We start from the raw sequence: 14065 nt of genomic DNA, 5'->3' as shown, positions 1-14065 counted from the left end.
GAGGCATTCTTGGCGCTCGGGCTTGCGTTATCGGCGCTGAAAGATATGGTCGCGCAAAATCGTATGGAGGACGGCATGGCCGGAAGCGTAAACAAAGTGATCCTGATCGGGAATCTCGGGGCCGATCCCGAAGTGCGGACCTTCGGCAATGGCGGGCGCGTGGCGAATCTGCGCGTCGCGACCTCAGAGAACTGGCGCGACAAGAATACCGGTGAGCGCCGGGAGCGCACCGAATGGCATCAGGTCGCGATCTTCTCCGAAGGGCTGGTTCGGGTCGCGGAGCAATATCTGCGCAAGGGCTCGAAGGTCTATATCGAAGGAAAGTTGCAAACCCGTAAATGGCAGGATCAGCAGGGCAATGATCGCTATTCCACCGAGGTTGTGCTGCAAGGGTTCGACGGCACGTTGACCATGCTCGACGGGCGCGGCGAAGGCGGCGGCGGTCAGGGTGGCGGTTACAACCAGGGCGGCGGCAACTATGGTGGCGGCGGCGGTGGCGGCTACAGCCAAGGCGGCGGCCAGGGCTCGTCCGGCCAGCAGGGCGGCGGCAATTATGGCAATGATATGGATGACGAAATCCCGTTCTGAGGAACGCGTCATAACACATTGAAAAGGGGGCGTCTCGGCCCCCTTTTCGTGTTCACTTATCCGCGCCCGTGCGGCTCGCCCCATTCGATCACCGGGTTGATCGGGATGATCCGATGCGGGTTAATTGTCTCGTGGCTGTAGTGATAATGCCGGACGATATGGTCGAAACTCACCGTCTCTGCGATGCCGGGGATCTGGTAAAGCTCCCGCGTCCAGCCCCAGAGATTGGGATATTCGCGAAGCCACGCTCGGTTGCATTTGAAATGCGTGTGATAGACCGGATCGAAGCGCACCATCGTGGTGAAAAGCCGCCAATCCGCCTCGGTCAGCCGGTCGCCGGTGAGGTAACGTTTTTCAGCGAGAATCCCCTCCAGCCAGGCAAGACTGTCGAAAAGCGGGCCGACCGCCTCGTCATAGGCCTCCTGACTGGTCGCGAACCCGGCTTTGTAAACGCCATTGTTCACCGTGCTGTAAATGCGCTCGTTCAGCCGCTCGATCTCAGGGCGTAGATCCTCGGGGTAATAATCGTCGTGATTGCCCGTCAAATCGTTAAGGGCGCTGTTGAGCATCCGGATGATCTCGGCGCTCTCATTGCTGACAATCGTGCCGCGCTCCTTGTCCCAGAGCACCGGCACCGTCACGCGGCCAGACGCCTTCGGGTCCGCCTTGAGGTAAACGTCGCGCAGATACGGCAGGCCGAAGAGGTCATCGCCGGTCGCGCCGGGATAATCCGAGCGAAACTCCCAGCCCTCCTTGAGCATATCGGGATGCACCACGGAGACGGAGATATGATCATTGAGCCCCTTGAGCGCGCGGAAAATCAGCGTTCGATGCGCCCACGGGCAGGCCAGACAGACGTAAAGATGATAGCGCCCGCTCTCGGCGGGAAACCCGCCCTCCCCCGACGGCCCTGGCGATCCGTCCTTGGTGATCCAGTTCCGCCAGGCCGTCGTCGTGCGTTTGAACCGCCCGCCGGTGCTTTCGGTGTCATACCAGACGTCCTGCCAGACGCCGTCCACAAGTTGTCCCATCTCGCCTCGCTCCTTACGGATCTTCGCCGGGTTTCGTGGTGAAGAGATCCGCCCAGTCCGGGTGTTTCGCATATTGCTTGCGGATGAAGGAGCAGACAGGAACGATCTTGAAACCCGATGCCCGCGCATCCTCCAAAAGGTGATCGAGCAGCGCCTTGGCCACCCCCTTACCGCCCATTTCCTCCGGCACACCCGTGTGGTTGGCGCTGATCACGCCCGCGCGCGGCTTGGTGTAGGTGATCTCAGCCTCCGCCGCGATCCCGTCGACCCGAGCGACATAGCGGCCCTTGGTCTCGGCGTCTTCCTTGGTGATGGTGATCTCGCTCATCGCCTGTCTCCTCTCGTGAATGTGGGCGGCCCGAAGCCGCCCCTGATCTTACGCCTCGCGGGCGGCTTTTGTCGCGTTGGTCCACCAGACCAGCTCGTCCAGCATCGCGGTGAGCGACGGCTCCAGCACGTCATGCACTTCGCTCATCTCGCCATTGCCGCCGAGCGGGGAGACCTTCATGAACTCGCCGCCGCCCAAGTGAACCGCATTGCGCAGCGGCACCATTTGCAGCTCCACGCCAATCAGACGCAGATGCTCGATCGCCCGCGCCGCGCCGACACCGCCATAGCCCATGGCGGCCATCGGCTTGCGGGTCCACTCCTTATAGGCTTGATCCAGCGCGTTTTTCAGGGCGCCTGTGATCGAGTGGTTATATTCGGCGGTCAGAAAAATATAGCCGTCGAACTCGGCGAGTTTGTTCTGCCACGCCACCGCATTCTCATCCTCGCTCGGCATCCAGGCGTTCGAGGCTTTCTCGGCGAAAAACGGCAGGTTGAAATCACGCAGGTCCAGCAGTTCAAACTCCAGATCATCGCGCTTCTGCGCATTTTCCAGCAGCCATTTCGCGGGCTTATCTGCAAAACGCGCCTCGCGGGTGGAACTGATGATGATGGCAATTTTGGGGGTGCTCATGGTGTCGTCCTTTGTTGGGGGCGGTAACGCCCGGAAATTCTGTCTGACCCGAAGCTAACTTCGATCAATGTTCCGAACCAGCCGACAGAAGGAGAACCCCATGTTCGCCCTTGCCGAACACCCTGCCCTTGCATGATCGCTCAAACCGGCCAATCTATGTGCAAACGCCCTTTCAAGGAGCCCCCAAATGGACGACACTCTCACCCTCGGCGCGCGGGATGGCTGGCCCGAAGAGCTGCTGTTTCTCGCGCAAAAACATCCACCTGACACATGGCAGGGCCATCCCGGCCTGCTCGGCACGGGCGAGATCTGGCTCGGCAATCACCTCTATTTCCGCCAGATCGCCAGCAAGATCGCGGCTGAGTTGGAGCGCCTGCAAAATGACGGCGAGACCAGCTATGACAGCGGTCCGGCGCTGCATCGCCATCTTTACAGCCTGCTCAGCGGTCTCGATGCGCATCACTCGGTGGAGGACAATCACTATTTTCCCGTCTTTCAGCAGGTTGAGCCGCGCCTGATCCGCGCTTTTGAGGTGCTGGATGCCGATCACCACCTGATCCATGACGGTCTCGACCATCTCGCCGCGACGACCGAGGACAGTCTGCGCCGCCTTGGCCGCAGCGAGGGCGTGATGACCAGCGATCAGCACTACGCGGTCGATGCGCTTGCGGATGCGCTCAAAAGCTTCGATCCGCTGCTGCGCCAGCATCTCGATGATGAGGAGGAGATCGTTATTCCCCTCATCCTCGAACGGGCGGAAAACGATCCTGAATTCGGCGCTTAACCGCTTGAAATCTGGCACATGCCTTTATTCCGCGCTGAGGATGCCTAGCTGTTAACCAACGCTAAAGACGTGAAAGGAGCGACTTATGTCCATTGAATTGATTGGACCCGCGAAGATCCCCTCCATCGGTTTCGGCACCTTCGAATTGCCTGATGAGGAGACCGCGAAACTCGTGTCGGCGGCGCTGGCCGAGGGCTATCGCCATATCGACACGGCGCAGGTTTACAAGAATGAAACGGGTGTGGGCAAAGGGATCGCGCAGTCCGATGTGCCGCGCGACCAGATTTTCCTGACGACGAAAATCTTCCCGGACCATTTCGCGCCCGACGCGTTTAAAACCAAGCTCGACGAGTCGCTGTCCCGCCTTGGCACCGACTATGTGGACCTGCTGCTCCTGCATTGGCCGTCCAAGGATGTGCCGATTGCGGACACGATGGGCGCGATGAATGACCTCGTCGCGGCGGGCAAGGTCCGCCATGGCGGTGTGTCGAATTTCACCATCGCCATGATCGATGAGGCCGAAGCCGCGCTCGACACGCCGCTCGCCGCCAATCAGGTCGAGGTGCATCCCTTCATTCCGCAGGAAAAGCTGCTGAAGCATCTGGAATCTAAGAATATTCCGTTTGAGGCTTATTCCCCGCTCGCGCGCGGCAATGTCATGAAGGACGAGACGCTGAAAGCAATCGCGGCGGATCATAACGCGACGCCCGCGCAGATCTCGCTCGCCTGGATCCTGTCGAAACCGAACGCGGTCGTGCTGCCGAAAACGGCCACGCCGGAGCGCCTCGCGGGCAACCTTGCGGCAGCGGAGATCAAGCTCAGCGACGAAGAGATCGCGAAAATCGACGCGCTCGTGCGTCCCGATGGCCGCATCATCTCGCCGGGTTTCGCGCCAGATTGGGATTGAGCGCTGTCTTAAACTAAGATCAAAACGCCCGCTTCCTCCACTTGAGAAACGCGGGCGTATTTCTTGATTTCAAACGCTTTTACGCGCGGCGGTAATTCGGCGCTTCGCGCGTGATCGTCACATCATGCACATGGCTCTCGGACAGCCCCGCATTGGTGATCCGAACGAATTTGCAGCCTGTGTTCATCGCCTCGACGGTCGCATTGCCGGTATAGCCCATGGCCGCGCGCAGGCCCCCGACGAGTTGGTGCAGCACCGCGCCAACCGCGCCTTTATAGGGCACCTGACCCTCGATGCCTTCGGGGACCAGCTTGTCGGAACTCGCTTCTTTCTGGAAATAGCGATCCGCCGAGCCGCGCGCCATCGCGCCGACAGAGCCCATGCCGCGATAGGATTTATAGCTGCGGCCTTGGTAAAGGATCATTTCGCCCGGCGCTTCGTCGGTCCCGGCCAGCACGGAGCCGACCATGGTGACCGCTGCGCCCGCCGCGATCGCCTTGGCAAAATCGCCGGAGAATTTAATGCCGCCATCGGCGATCACCTTATGGCCCGTCTTGGCCGCTTCCATGGCGCAATCATTGACGGCGGTGAGCTGCGGCACGCCCACCCCGGCGACGATCCGCGTGGTGCAAATGCTGCCCGGCCCGATGCCGACCTTCACCACATCCGCGCCAGCCTCGATCAGCGTCCGCGTTGCCTCGGCGGTTGCGACATTGCCCGCGACGATGGTGATCTCGGGCCGCGCCGCGCGCAGCTCCCGCACCGAGTCGGCGACCCCTGCCGAGTGGCCATGCGCCGTGTCGATCACCACCATATCGACGCCCGCATCGACCAGCGCGATGGAGCGCTCAAACCCGGACGGCCCCGTGGTCGACGCCGCCGCGACGCGCAGACGCCCCAGATCATCCTTGCAGGCATGGGGGTTCAGCACTGATTGTTCCAGATCGCGCAAGGTCAAAAGGCCCGTCAGGCGACCATCGGCATCGGTGATGAGCAGCTTCTCGATCCGCCGCGCCCGCATCATCTCGCGCGCCTCGTTGGGGTCCGCCGGCTCGCGCATGATCGCGAGGTTGTCCGAAGTCATCATGGTGTGGACCGGCGTGCTCTCATCGCTCGCGAACCGCATATCGCGATTGGTGACGATCCCGACCACGCGGTTCTCGTCATCCACCACCGGAAATCCGCTGATTTTATACTGCTCTTTCAGACGGTTGGCGTCCGCCAGCGTCTCATTGGGGCGCAGGGTTTTCGGATCATAGACCACACCGCTCTCGAACCGTTTCACCCGGCGCACCTGCCGCGCCTGCTCCTCGACCGACAGGTTGCGGTGGATCACGCCGATCCCGCCCGCCTGCGCCATGGCAATCGCCATATCCGCCTCGGTCACCGTGTCCATCGCCGAGGACATCAGCGGAATGTTGAGCGTGATCTTATCCGTCAACGGGCTGCGCGTGTCCGCCGTCGAAGGCATGACCTCGCTCTTCCCCGGAACCAGCAAAACATCGTCGAAAGTCAGTGCCTCACGAATATCCATATCGTCCCCCGATTGGCTCGTTATTGGCACTTTCCTATTTCACAGATGGTCGTCCATGGAAAGCCCTTGCGGCAGGTTGCGGCCATGAAATCCGGTCGCGACGACGAATTTTTCCGAGCTGTCCTTGCGCGAGCTTGGCGGTTTGACATGCTGGACCTTGTCGAAATTCTGCTTGAGCAGCGACAAAAGCCCCTGCTCCGCACCGCCTGCCAGCACTTTGGCAACGAATGTGCCGCCCTCTTCGAGCACATCGAAGGCGAAATAGGCGGCGGCTTCCACAAGGTTGATGATCCGCAAATGGTCCGTCTGCTTGTGACCCGATGACGCAGCGGCCATGTCGCTCATCACCACATCCGCCGGGCCGCCAAGCCAGGCCTTCACCTTGTCGTCCGCCCCTTCTTCAAGAAAATCGAGCTGGTAAATCTCGGCCCCTTCAATCGGCTCGACTTCCTGAATGTCGATCCCGACGATCTTTCCCTGTTTCGAGCTTCGCTTCCCGAGCGCGTTGATCTTCGGCACGGCCACCTGACACCAGCCACCGGGAGCGCAGCCGAGATCCACCACCCGCGCGCCGGACTTCAGAAATTCGAATTTCTCATTCAAATCCAGAATCTTGTAGGCCGCACGCCCGCGAAAACCATCGCGCTTCGCTTGCGCCACATAGGGATCGTTCAACTGCCGCTCCAGCCAGCGGGTGGAGGACAGCTTCCGTCCCTTGGCGGTCTTCACCTTCACAAACAGATCGCGCTGCCCGCGGCCGGATGTCTTTTTCTCGCTCATTTGCGTTCTCCCGCAGCGTTCATCATCGAAAATAACATGCCCTCGCGCAGACCGCGATCCGCAACCGAGAGCATATCGGTCGGCCAGAGGCGCAGCAGCGTTTGCAGGATCGCCGCGCCGGACATGATCAGTTCCACCCGATCCTTACCGATGCGCGGGTCGCGCCGCCGTCCTTCGGGGCCAAGCACGAGGAATTCCCGCACCACCGCGTCGATCTCGTCGCCGGTCATCTGCATCCCGTCCACCAGCTTGCGGTCGTAACGGGTGAGGCCGAGATGCGCCGCGCCGACGGTCGTGACCGTGCCGGAGGTGCCGACGATCTGGAATTTGCCATTTCCGATCCGCTCCTCGCCATCCTCATAAGGCGCGAAATCCGCGACATGCTCCTCAAAGAGCCAGCTCATCAGCGCGAAGCGCGCGCCGTCATCCTCAACGTCTTTATACCGCTCGAAAAGGGTCGCGACCCCAAGCGGCACCGAAATCCAGTCCACCAGCCGCGCCTCATTGGGCCCCGGCACATGGCGGCGCGAGAAGCGCAGTTTCAGCATCGCCTTCACGCGCTTTTCCGGCGCGACATGCGACAGGTCCACCCAAACAAGCTCCGTCGAGCCGCCGCCAATATCGACGACCAGTACCTGCTCGCTTTCCGGGCTGACCAGCGAGCCGCAGGAAATCACCGCAAGCCGCGCCTCTTCCTGCGGGCGGATCACCTCCAGCCGCAACCCGGTTTCCTTCTGGACCCGGCGCAGAAATCCCTTGCCATTCTTGGCCCGGCGGCAGGCTTCCGTCGCCACCAGCCGCTGGTTCGTGACCCCGGCCCGCTTGAGCTTCCCGGCACAGACATGCAGCGCCTGAACCGTCCGGTTTTGCGCGTCGCGGCCGATAAAGCCCGTTCGCTCCAGATCTTCACCCAGACGCACGGATTTCGAAAACGCGTCGATGATCTTGAACCCCCGGCCATCCGGCTCGGCGATCAGCATCCGACAGCTGTTTGTGCCCAGATCCAGCGCGGCATAACGCGTCCGCACTCTCTTTTTTTGTGCGCGAGACCTGCGCGAGCTCTGGGCCAGCTCGGCATGTCCCCCGTCACCTCTCGGTGCCATCTCAGCACCTCATCTTTCGTTAACGCCCATGGCGTTTGAGATCAGAGTAAGGCGTTCACGGGGAAGGTTCAAGCGCTCTAAATCAGAGGCTTACTCATCTTTCAATCTTTGGTAAATCCGAGCCCGCGCGCCACGCCCCAGGTCAGATCGGGGTTGTTGAGCGTGTAGAAATGAAGGTGCCGGACGCCCTCGCGCATCAGCTTTTCCGCCTGCGACACGGTGGTCGCGATCGAGAGATCCCGGTCGGTCTCGCGGCCTGCAAAACGGGTCTCCATCCATGTCGGAATCCGCGCCCCGCATTTGCGCGCAAAGCCCGCAGATTTGGTGAAGTTTTCAATGGTCAGCAGCCCCGGCATGATCTCCGCCGTGATGCCCGCATCCGCCGCCTTGTCGCGGAAACGCAGAAAATCCTCATTGTCGAAGAAGAACTGCGTGATGACATGGGTCGCGCCCGCATCGGTCTTGATCTTCAGCGCCTCGACATCCGCATCGAGCGAGGCCGCTTCGGGATGTTTCTCGGGATAGCCGCCGACCGCGATATCGAGCGGCCCAAGGCTGCGCAGCGCCGCCACCAGCTCCGCCGCCGAGGCAAACCCGCCCGGATGCGGTTCCCATTTTTCCGCGCCCTTGGGCGGATCACCGCGCAGCGCCACAATGCCCGTGACCCCCGCCGCCAAATAATCCCGCGCGACCTCCAGCGTCTCTTCCTTAGTCGCGCCCACGCAGGTCAAATGGCCCGCAATGTCGAGCTCGGTATAGCGCGACAGTTCCTTGATGATCCGCGTCGTCCGCTCCCGCGTCGTGCCGCCCGCGCCATACGTGACTGACACGAACCGCGGGTTGAGCGGCGCCAAACGGACCACCGACTTCCACAACCGCGCCTCCGCCGCATCGGTCTGCGGCGGGAAAAATTCAAAGGACAGGCTCGTCTCGTCGGTTTTCGGGGTCATGTCGGCTCCTTTGCTTCAGGGCGATATTTCCTCTTGAGCGCCCCCTGTCAATGCACCCGCCTTGACATTTTGCGCTGCAAAAGGGGAAATGCCGCCAGATTCCCGGACCATTGGAGCCCCTTATGCCCGATCTGACGATTGTTTATTGGCGCGATATTCCCGCGCAGGTTCTGGTGGGCCGCGGGCGCAAGGCCGAGAAGCGCCAGCTCACGGAGCGGTTCGAGCAGGCCATTGACCGCGCCGCCATGAAAACCGGTGCGCGGGACAGCGATGCCTACTTGGCCGAATGGCGCAAGGCCAAGGAAAGCGTCGAGGGCAATCCGGCCGAGATTGCGGATCAGGTTGCCGCGCGGCTCGAAGCCGAATATGACCAAGAGCGACTGAAGACTCTCATCGCCGCTGAAGGACGTGAAGAATGACCCGCACCGTATTGGAATCGAAAACGAAATCCGCTGTCATCGGCTTTGGTGAGGCGTTCTGCGTCATTGGCGAGCGCATCAACCCCACAGGCCGCAAGAAACTCGCGGCGGAGCTTGAGGCGGGCGATTTTTCTACTGTTGAGGCCGATGCCGCCGCGCAGGTCGCCGCAGGAGCCAATGTGCTCGATGTGAATGCGGGCGTGGTCTACAACTCGAACCCCAACCCCAATGAGACCGAGCCGCCGTTGATGCGCGAAATGATCCAGCGCGTTCAGTCCCTTGTGGATGTGCCGCTCTGCATCGACTCTTCGGTGCCCGAAGCGCTGAAAGCCGGTCTTGAGGTCTGCGAGGGCCGTCCACTGGTCAATTCCGTGACCGGCGAGGAAGAGCGTCTCGAACTCGTGCTGCCGCTCATTGCGAAATACAAGGTGCCGGTGGTCGCGATCTCCAATGACGATACCGGAATTTCCGAAGACCCTGATGTGCGTTTCGCGGTCGCCAAGAAAATCGTCGAACGCGCCGCCGATCACGGCATCCCGGCGAGCGATATCGTCGTGGATCCGCTTGTCATGCCGATTGGCGCGATGGCGACGGCGGGCCAACAGGTTTTCGCCCTCGTCAACCGTCTGCGCGCGGAGCTTGGCGTGAACACCACTTGCGGCGCGTCCAACGTGTCCTTCGGCCTGCCGAACCGCAGCGGCATCAACGCGGCCTTCCTGCCCATGGCGATGACCGCCGGGATGACCTCCGCCATCATGAACCCGCTTCATGAAAACGAGATGAACGCCGTGCGCGCTGCCAATCTCCTGCTCAACCAGGACGCCCATGGCGCGGGCTGGATCTCCGCCAACAAGGCGCCCGGCGAAGCGGGTGCGCGTGGCCGCGGCGGGCGTGAGGGTCGTCGGCGTCGCCGTGGCTGACCCGCTCGTCATTTTCACCCCCTCGGGCAAGCGCGGGCGCTTCCCGGTCGGCACCCCTGTGCTGACCGCCGCGCGCAAACTTGGCGTCGATCTCGACAGCGTGTGCGGCGGGCGTGGCATCTGTTCCAAATGTCAGGTGGAGCCCTCTTTCGGCCAGTTTCCCAAACATGGGGTGACGGTCGAGAAAGACGCGCTGTCGCCATGGAACAAGGTCGAAGCGCGTTATGATGAAAAGCGCGGGCTGAAACCGGGGCGGCGGCTTGGCTGTCAGGCGACGGTGCAGAGCGATGTGGTGATCGACGTGCCCGCGGAGAGCCAGATGCACCAGCAGATCGTCCGCAAGGATGCGACGGTTCGCGACATCACGCTCGATCCGGTCCTCAAGGCGCATCCCGTCACGCTCCCGGCGGCGAACATGGATGATCCGACCGGCGCGGCCGAACGTCTGCGCCTTGCGCTCGGCGCGCCCGATCTGCGGATCCCGCTGGCTTTGCTCACCAAACTCCCTGCCACCGACAAGCCCGCAGACCTGACCGCCCTCACCCATGGCGCGGATCTCATCGACATTCTGCCCGGCCATGACGCGCCGCATCTCTACGGCCTCGCGGTCGATCTCGGCTCGACCACCATCGCGGCCCATCTCTGCGATCTGAGCACCGGCGCGGTGCTGGCCTCGGCGGGCATCATGAACCCGCAAATCCGCTTCGGCGAAGACCTCATGTCCCGCGTCTCCTACGCCATGCTCAACGAGGGCGGCGCAGCGGAAATGACCCGCGCCGTGCGCGCCTCGATGAACACGCTGATCGAGAAGCTGGCGAAAGATGCGGGGATCACCCACGCGGATATTCACGACATCACGCTGGTGGCGAACCCCGTGATGCACCACCTTTTCCTCGGCCTCGACCCGGTCCCGCTCGGCCAGTCGCCCTTCGCGCTGACCGTGACCGAGGCGCAGGATCTGCCCGCCGCGGATGCGGGGCTGACGCTGCACCCGGAGGCGCGGCTCTACACCCTTCCGTTGCTCGCCGGTCATGTCGGCGCGGATGCGGCGGCGGTGATCCTCTCCGAAGCACCGTGGGAGAGCGACGAGATCACGTTGATTGTCGATGTGGGCACCAATGCGGAAATCGTTTTGGGGAACAGCGGCCGCGTGCTGGCCTGCTCCTCCCCGACCGGCCCCGCCTTTGAGGGCGCGCAGATCAGCTCCGGCCAGCGCGCCGCGCCTGGTGCCATTGAGCGCGTGCGGATCGACCCCGAGACCAAACGCCCGCGTTTCAAGGTGATCGGCGATGAGCGCTGGTCCGATGTTGAGGGGTTCGCCGCCCGCGTCACCGGCATCTGCGGCTCCGGCATCATCGAGGCGATTGCCGAGATGCGCATGGCCGGGCTGATCGACGCGTCGGGCCTCATCGGCTCCGCTGAGGAAACCGGCAGCGATGCGATTGAGGCGGATGGTCGCACGGCGCTTTACGTCCTCCATCCCGGCGATGAAAACAGCCCGAAAATCGCGGTGACGCAAAACGATGTGCGAGCCATTCAGCTTGCGAAATCCGCGCTTTATGCCGGGGCGCGGCTGCTCATGGACGAATTTGGCACCGATCATGTGGACCGGGTCCGCCTCGCCGGTGCCTTCGGTGCGCATATCTCGCCGCTTCACGCCATGGTGCTCGGCATGATCCCCGATTGCGCGCCGGAGCGCGTCACGGCGGTTGGCAATGCGGCGGGCACGGGCGCACGGATGGCACTCCTCTCGCGCGCCTCGCGGGCCGAGATCGAAGCGCGGATCAAGGACGTGACCAAGATCGAAACCGCCATCGCGCCGCGGTTTCAGGAGCATTTCGTGGCCTCGAACCACATCCCGCACGCCACCGCGCCCTTTACCGAACTCAATCAGCGCGTGACCCTGCCGCAGCCCAGCTTCTCCGCCGGCTCCGGCCCGCGCAAATCCCGCCGCCAGGCGCGCAGCCGCTGAATTTCGCTTGACCCTTTCCGCCGCGCGCCCTAATCAAAACGGCGTTGCGGGTGTAGCTCAATGGTAGAGCAGCAGCTTCCCAAGCTGACGACGAGGGTTCGATTCCCTTCACCCGCTCCAATCCTCCCAAAGCCGATAAACCGTCATGTTGGCGTCACATCCCGGCGCTAAAGCGAAGGCCTCATAATTGTCTGGAGGCTTCGATGATCCGTTCCGCTCTTTTCCTTCTCGCCGCAACTGCCCTGCCCGTCATGGCGCAGGAGGTGCCGGAGTTTCCGGCAACGCTCAAGGCGCACGCCCAGCTTCCCGCGCAGAGCTTTGTGACGCCGCCCGAAGATGCGCCGCGCTATTTCGGCAAATCCGGGCGGTTCACCGGCGAAGGCGGTCGCAGCGAGGCGCTTTACAGCATCTTTGACGAGAACACGGGGCTTTCGCGCCCCTTCCCCGGCCAGCCGCTGCAAGGGTTTTCCGGTATTCGCTCCCTCGGCAACGACCGTTTTCTGGTGCTGACCGATAACGGTTTCGGCGCGAAGGCCAATTCCGCCGATGCGCTCTTGATGTTCAACGAGATGGAGATCGACTGGGAGACGGGCCGCGTCATGCCCGCGAAAACCGTGTTCCTCTCCGACCCGGAGCGCAAAGTGCCCTTCCCGATCATCAATGAGACAACTAACACACGCTATCTCACCGGCGCGGATTTCGACACGGAGTCGATCCAGCCGGTCGGCGACAATTACTGGATCGGCGATGAGTTTGGGCCTTGGCTCCTTGAGGTGAACGCGGAAGGCGTCGTGCAGCAGGTCGTCGCCACCGAGCCGGGCGGCGAGTTGCTCCTCTCGCCGGACAATGCCGCCGTCGCCACGCCGAACCCCGGCAGCCCGCTCGAAGGCGTCAGTTCCATGCGCTCGGGCGGCTATGAGGGAATGGCGGTGTCCGAAGATGGCGCGACGCTGTATCCGCTCCTCGAAAAGCCGGTGATGACCGAGGACGGGCCGGAAATGATCGATGGCACGCCGGTGCTGCGGATGTTTGAATTTGCGCCGGAGAGCGGTTGGAGCGACACCGTCCGCTATTATCCGCTCGAAGATGCCTCCCACGCCATCGGGGATTTCAACATCATCGGCGGCACGCGCGCCCTGATCATCGAACGCGACAGCAATCAGGGCAGCGAGGCCTTCTCCGATGCGCCCGCCGCGTTCAAGCGCATCTATCTGGTGGATCTGGAGGATCGGGGCGAGAATGGCGTCCTGCGCAAAATCGCCTCCATCGACCTTCTGAACATCGAGGACCCGGACGGGATCGCGCCGCGCGGCACGGAAGATGGCGTTTTCACCTTCCCCTTCGTGACCATCGAGGATGTGGACCGGGTGGACGAGACCACCATCGTTGTCGCCAATGACAACAATTTCCCGTTCTCCGTGGGCCGTGAAGAGGGCCGCGCCGATGATAACGAGTTCATCCTGCTCGATGTCGCGGACTTCCTGACCGCCGAATAAGAAAAAGGCCGGGGCGATGATCCCCGGCCTTCTCTCACCCACCTATGCGCAGTGCTTATTGGTTCGCAACCGCGCCCACATATTCGAGCGTGAACTGCTCAACACCAGCCGCGATGCCGAGACCTTCCGAGGTCTGGGTCGAGGCGGGCTGAAGCGTGATCGCGTCACTCGAACCGCCGACCAGCACGCGCGCGCCCGCACCAAGGCCAAGCGCCGCATCCGCGCTCACACCCACGTAATTGCCAGCCAGAAGACCCGGCTGATCGCCCCACTCCATCTCGCTGGCGGTGGCGACAACCCATGTCAGACTCTCTGCCGATTTCGCGGTCAGATCCACGCCGATCTTGTTGATCGTGCCGGTGTAAACCTGATCCTGACCTTCATCGCCTGCGAAATCAAAGACACACTGATAGGTCTTTTCGGAGACCACGATGGCATTGGTGCCGCCGGTCAGATCGCAGCTGAGCGTCCCCGCTTCGATTTCGCCCTGCACTTGGTTGCTGGACACATCGGTTTCCTCACCCGGAACCGAATTGGTGTTGCTGCAGGCCGCGAGGCCGAGGGCCGCGCCAAAGATCGTCGTCGTCAGAAGAGCTTTCATGTTGTCCTTTCCGGCGCAC

Annotated in this window: 15 protein-coding genes and 1 tRNA gene; 8 read left to right on the top strand and 8 right to left on the bottom strand. The window is 62.3% G+C overall.

Annotated features, from left to right (window positions below; all coding sequences use genetic code 11):
• Positions 1–75 precede the first annotated feature (75 nt).
• Positions 76–588, top strand: coding sequence for a single-stranded DNA-binding protein (locus ACMA5I_RS11640; RefSeq protein WP_525886441.1), 513 nt, complete (start codon positions 76–78; stop codon positions 586–588).
• A 56-nt stretch (positions 589–644) separates the two neighbouring features.
• Here the strand turns inward: ACMA5I_RS11640 and ACMA5I_RS11635 are convergent, their stop codons facing one another.
• From ACMA5I_RS11635 to ACMA5I_RS11625, 3 genes are read right to left on the bottom strand one after another with little or no spacing between them, the layout of a single operon-like run.
• Entirely contained in the window at positions 645–1619 is a 975-nt protein-coding gene (locus tag ACMA5I_RS11635) for a glutathione S-transferase family protein (RefSeq protein WP_525886440.1), read from the bottom strand.
• Positions 1620–1632: 13 nt separating this feature from the next.
• Positions 1633–1947 (bottom strand): GNAT family N-acetyltransferase, encoded by a 315-nt coding sequence (locus ACMA5I_RS11630; RefSeq protein ID WP_525886439.1) that lies wholly within the window; start codon positions 1945–1947, stop codon positions 1633–1635.
• A gap of 48 nt (positions 1948–1995) precedes the next feature.
• Positions 1996–2580: an NADPH-dependent FMN reductase gene (locus tag ACMA5I_RS11625; protein ID WP_525886438.1), complete on the bottom strand. Its 585-nt coding sequence runs from the start codon at positions 2578–2580 to the stop codon at positions 1996–1998.
• A gap of 187 nt (positions 2581–2767) precedes the next feature.
• On the opposite strand from ACMA5I_RS11625, the gene ACMA5I_RS11620 reads away from it, so the two are divergent.
• Positions 2768–3364 carry a hemerythrin domain-containing protein gene (locus ACMA5I_RS11620; RefSeq protein WP_525886437.1) on the top strand — a complete coding sequence of 199 codons (597 nt, stop codon included), beginning with the start codon at positions 2768–2770 and terminating at the stop codon, positions 3362–3364.
• Between the two features lie 85 nt (positions 3365–3449).
• A complete protein-coding gene (locus ACMA5I_RS11615; protein ID WP_525886436.1) occupies positions 3450–4271 on the top strand; it encodes an aldo/keto reductase in 822 nt (273 codons plus the stop codon).
• 79 nt (positions 4272–4350) lie between these two features.
• Here the strand turns inward: ACMA5I_RS11615 and guaB are convergent, their stop codons facing one another.
• The 4 genes from guaB to metF form a co-directional block, all read right to left on the bottom strand.
• Entirely contained in the window at positions 4351–5805 is a 1455-nt protein-coding gene (gene guaB / locus ACMA5I_RS11610) for an IMP dehydrogenase (protein WP_525886435.1), read from the bottom strand.
• 39 nt (positions 5806–5844) lie between these two features.
• The gene (locus ACMA5I_RS11605; protein ID WP_525886434.1) at positions 5845–6585 is read right to left on the bottom strand and encodes an SAM-dependent methyltransferase; all 741 of its coding nucleotides are present in this window, start codon (positions 6583–6585) and stop codon (positions 5845–5847) included.
• The gene (locus tag ACMA5I_RS11600) at positions 6582–7688 is read right to left on the bottom strand and encodes a Ppx/GppA phosphatase family protein (RefSeq protein ID WP_525886433.1); all 1107 of its coding nucleotides are present in this window, start codon (positions 7686–7688) and stop codon (positions 6582–6584) included. The genes ACMA5I_RS11605 and ACMA5I_RS11600 overlap by 4 nt, the downstream gene beginning before the upstream one ends.
• A 101-nt stretch (positions 7689–7789) precedes the next feature.
• The gene (gene metF, locus ACMA5I_RS11595; RefSeq protein WP_525886432.1) at positions 7790–8638 is read right to left on the bottom strand and encodes a methylenetetrahydrofolate reductase [NAD(P)H]; all 849 of its coding nucleotides are present in this window, start codon (positions 8636–8638) and stop codon (positions 7790–7792) included.
• 122 nt (positions 8639–8760) lie between these two features.
• Between metF and ACMA5I_RS11590 the strand changes: the two genes are divergently transcribed.
• The 5 genes from ACMA5I_RS11590 to ACMA5I_RS11570 all read left to right on the top strand — a co-directional run bounded on the left by ACMA5I_RS11590 (position 8761) and on the right by ACMA5I_RS11570 (position 13445).
• The gene (locus ACMA5I_RS11590) at positions 8761–9057 is read left to right on the top strand and encodes a virulence factor (RefSeq protein ID WP_525886431.1); all 297 of its coding nucleotides are present in this window, start codon (positions 8761–8763) and stop codon (positions 9055–9057) included.
• Positions 9054–9977 (top strand): dihydropteroate synthase, encoded by a 924-nt coding sequence (locus tag ACMA5I_RS11585; RefSeq protein WP_525886430.1) that lies wholly within the window; start codon positions 9054–9056, stop codon positions 9975–9977. The genes ACMA5I_RS11590 and ACMA5I_RS11585 overlap by 4 nt, the downstream gene beginning before the upstream one ends.
• The gene (locus ACMA5I_RS11580) at positions 9934–11949 is read left to right on the top strand and encodes an ASKHA domain-containing protein (RefSeq protein WP_525886429.1); all 2016 of its coding nucleotides are present in this window, start codon (positions 9934–9936) and stop codon (positions 11947–11949) included. Before ACMA5I_RS11585 ends, ACMA5I_RS11580 begins: the two co-directional genes overlap by 44 nt.
• Before the next feature lie 46 nt (positions 11950–11995).
• Positions 11996–12069: transfer RNA gene (locus tag ACMA5I_RS11575), tRNA-Gly, on the top strand.
• 83 nt (positions 12070–12152) lie between these two features.
• Positions 12153–13445, top strand: a complete 1293-nt coding sequence (locus tag ACMA5I_RS11570) for an esterase-like activity of phytase family protein (RefSeq protein WP_525886428.1) — start codon at positions 12153–12155, stop codon at positions 13443–13445.
• Between the two features lie 55 nt (positions 13446–13500).
• Here ACMA5I_RS11570 and ACMA5I_RS11565 read toward each other — a convergent pair whose 3' ends face one another.
• The gene (locus ACMA5I_RS11565) at positions 13501–14046 is read right to left on the bottom strand and encodes a DUF992 domain-containing protein (protein ID WP_525886427.1); all 546 of its coding nucleotides are present in this window, start codon (positions 14044–14046) and stop codon (positions 13501–13503) included.
• Positions 14047–14065: the final 19 nt, after the last annotated feature.

The sequence above is a fragment of the Jujubicoccus corallicola genome (assembly GCF_047345645.1).
In the GTDB taxonomy this organism is placed as follows: domain Bacteria; phylum Pseudomonadota; class Alphaproteobacteria; order Rhodobacterales; family Rhodobacteraceae; genus JBLEFH01.
The sequence above is the reverse complement of the archived record's forward strand: the minus strand, read 5'-3'. Positions and strand labels throughout refer to the sequence as shown.

Bases quoted from the DNA above. Each gene is read 5' to 3' on its own strand.
- ACMA5I_RS11640 (WP_525886441.1), top strand. From the start codon at position 76: ATGGCCGGAAGCGTAAACAAAGTGATCCTGATCGGGAATCTCGGGGCC.
- ACMA5I_RS11635 (WP_525886440.1), bottom strand. From the start codon at position 1,619: ATGGGACAACTTGTGGACGGCGTCTGGCAGGACGTCTGGTATGACACC.
- ACMA5I_RS11630 (WP_525886439.1), bottom strand. From the start codon at position 1,947: ATGAGCGAGATCACCATCACCAAGGAAGACGCCGAGACCAAGGGCCGC.
- ACMA5I_RS11625 (WP_525886438.1), bottom strand. From the start codon at position 2,580: ATGAGCACCCCCAAAATTGCCATCATCATCAGTTCCACCCGCGAGGCG.
- ACMA5I_RS11620 (WP_525886437.1), top strand. From the start codon at position 2,768: ATGGACGACACTCTCACCCTCGGCGCGCGGGATGGCTGGCCCGAAGAG.
- ACMA5I_RS11615 (WP_525886436.1), top strand. From the start codon at position 3,450: ATGTCCATTGAATTGATTGGACCCGCGAAGATCCCCTCCATCGGTTTC.
- guaB (WP_525886435.1), bottom strand. From the start codon at position 5,805: ATGGATATTCGTGAGGCACTGACTTTCGACGATGTTTTGCTGGTTCCG.
- ACMA5I_RS11605 (WP_525886434.1), bottom strand. From the start codon at position 6,585: ATGAGCGAGAAAAAGACATCCGGCCGCGGGCAGCGCGATCTGTTTGTG.
- ACMA5I_RS11600 (WP_525886433.1), bottom strand. From the start codon at position 7,688: ATGGCACCGAGAGGTGACGGGGGACATGCCGAGCTGGCCCAGAGCTCG.
- metF (WP_525886432.1), bottom strand. From the start codon at position 8,638: ATGACCCCGAAAACCGACGAGACGAGCCTGTCCTTTGAATTTTTCCCG.
- ACMA5I_RS11590 (WP_525886431.1), top strand. From the start codon at position 8,761: ATGCCCGATCTGACGATTGTTTATTGGCGCGATATTCCCGCGCAGGTT.
- ACMA5I_RS11585 (WP_525886430.1), top strand. From the start codon at position 9,054: ATGACCCGCACCGTATTGGAATCGAAAACGAAATCCGCTGTCATCGGC.
- ACMA5I_RS11570 (WP_525886428.1), top strand. From the start codon at position 12,153: ATGATCCGTTCCGCTCTTTTCCTTCTCGCCGCAACTGCCCTGCCCGTC.
- ACMA5I_RS11565 (WP_525886427.1), bottom strand. From the start codon at position 14,046: ATGAAAGCTCTTCTGACGACGACGATCTTTGGCGCGGCCCTCGGCCTC.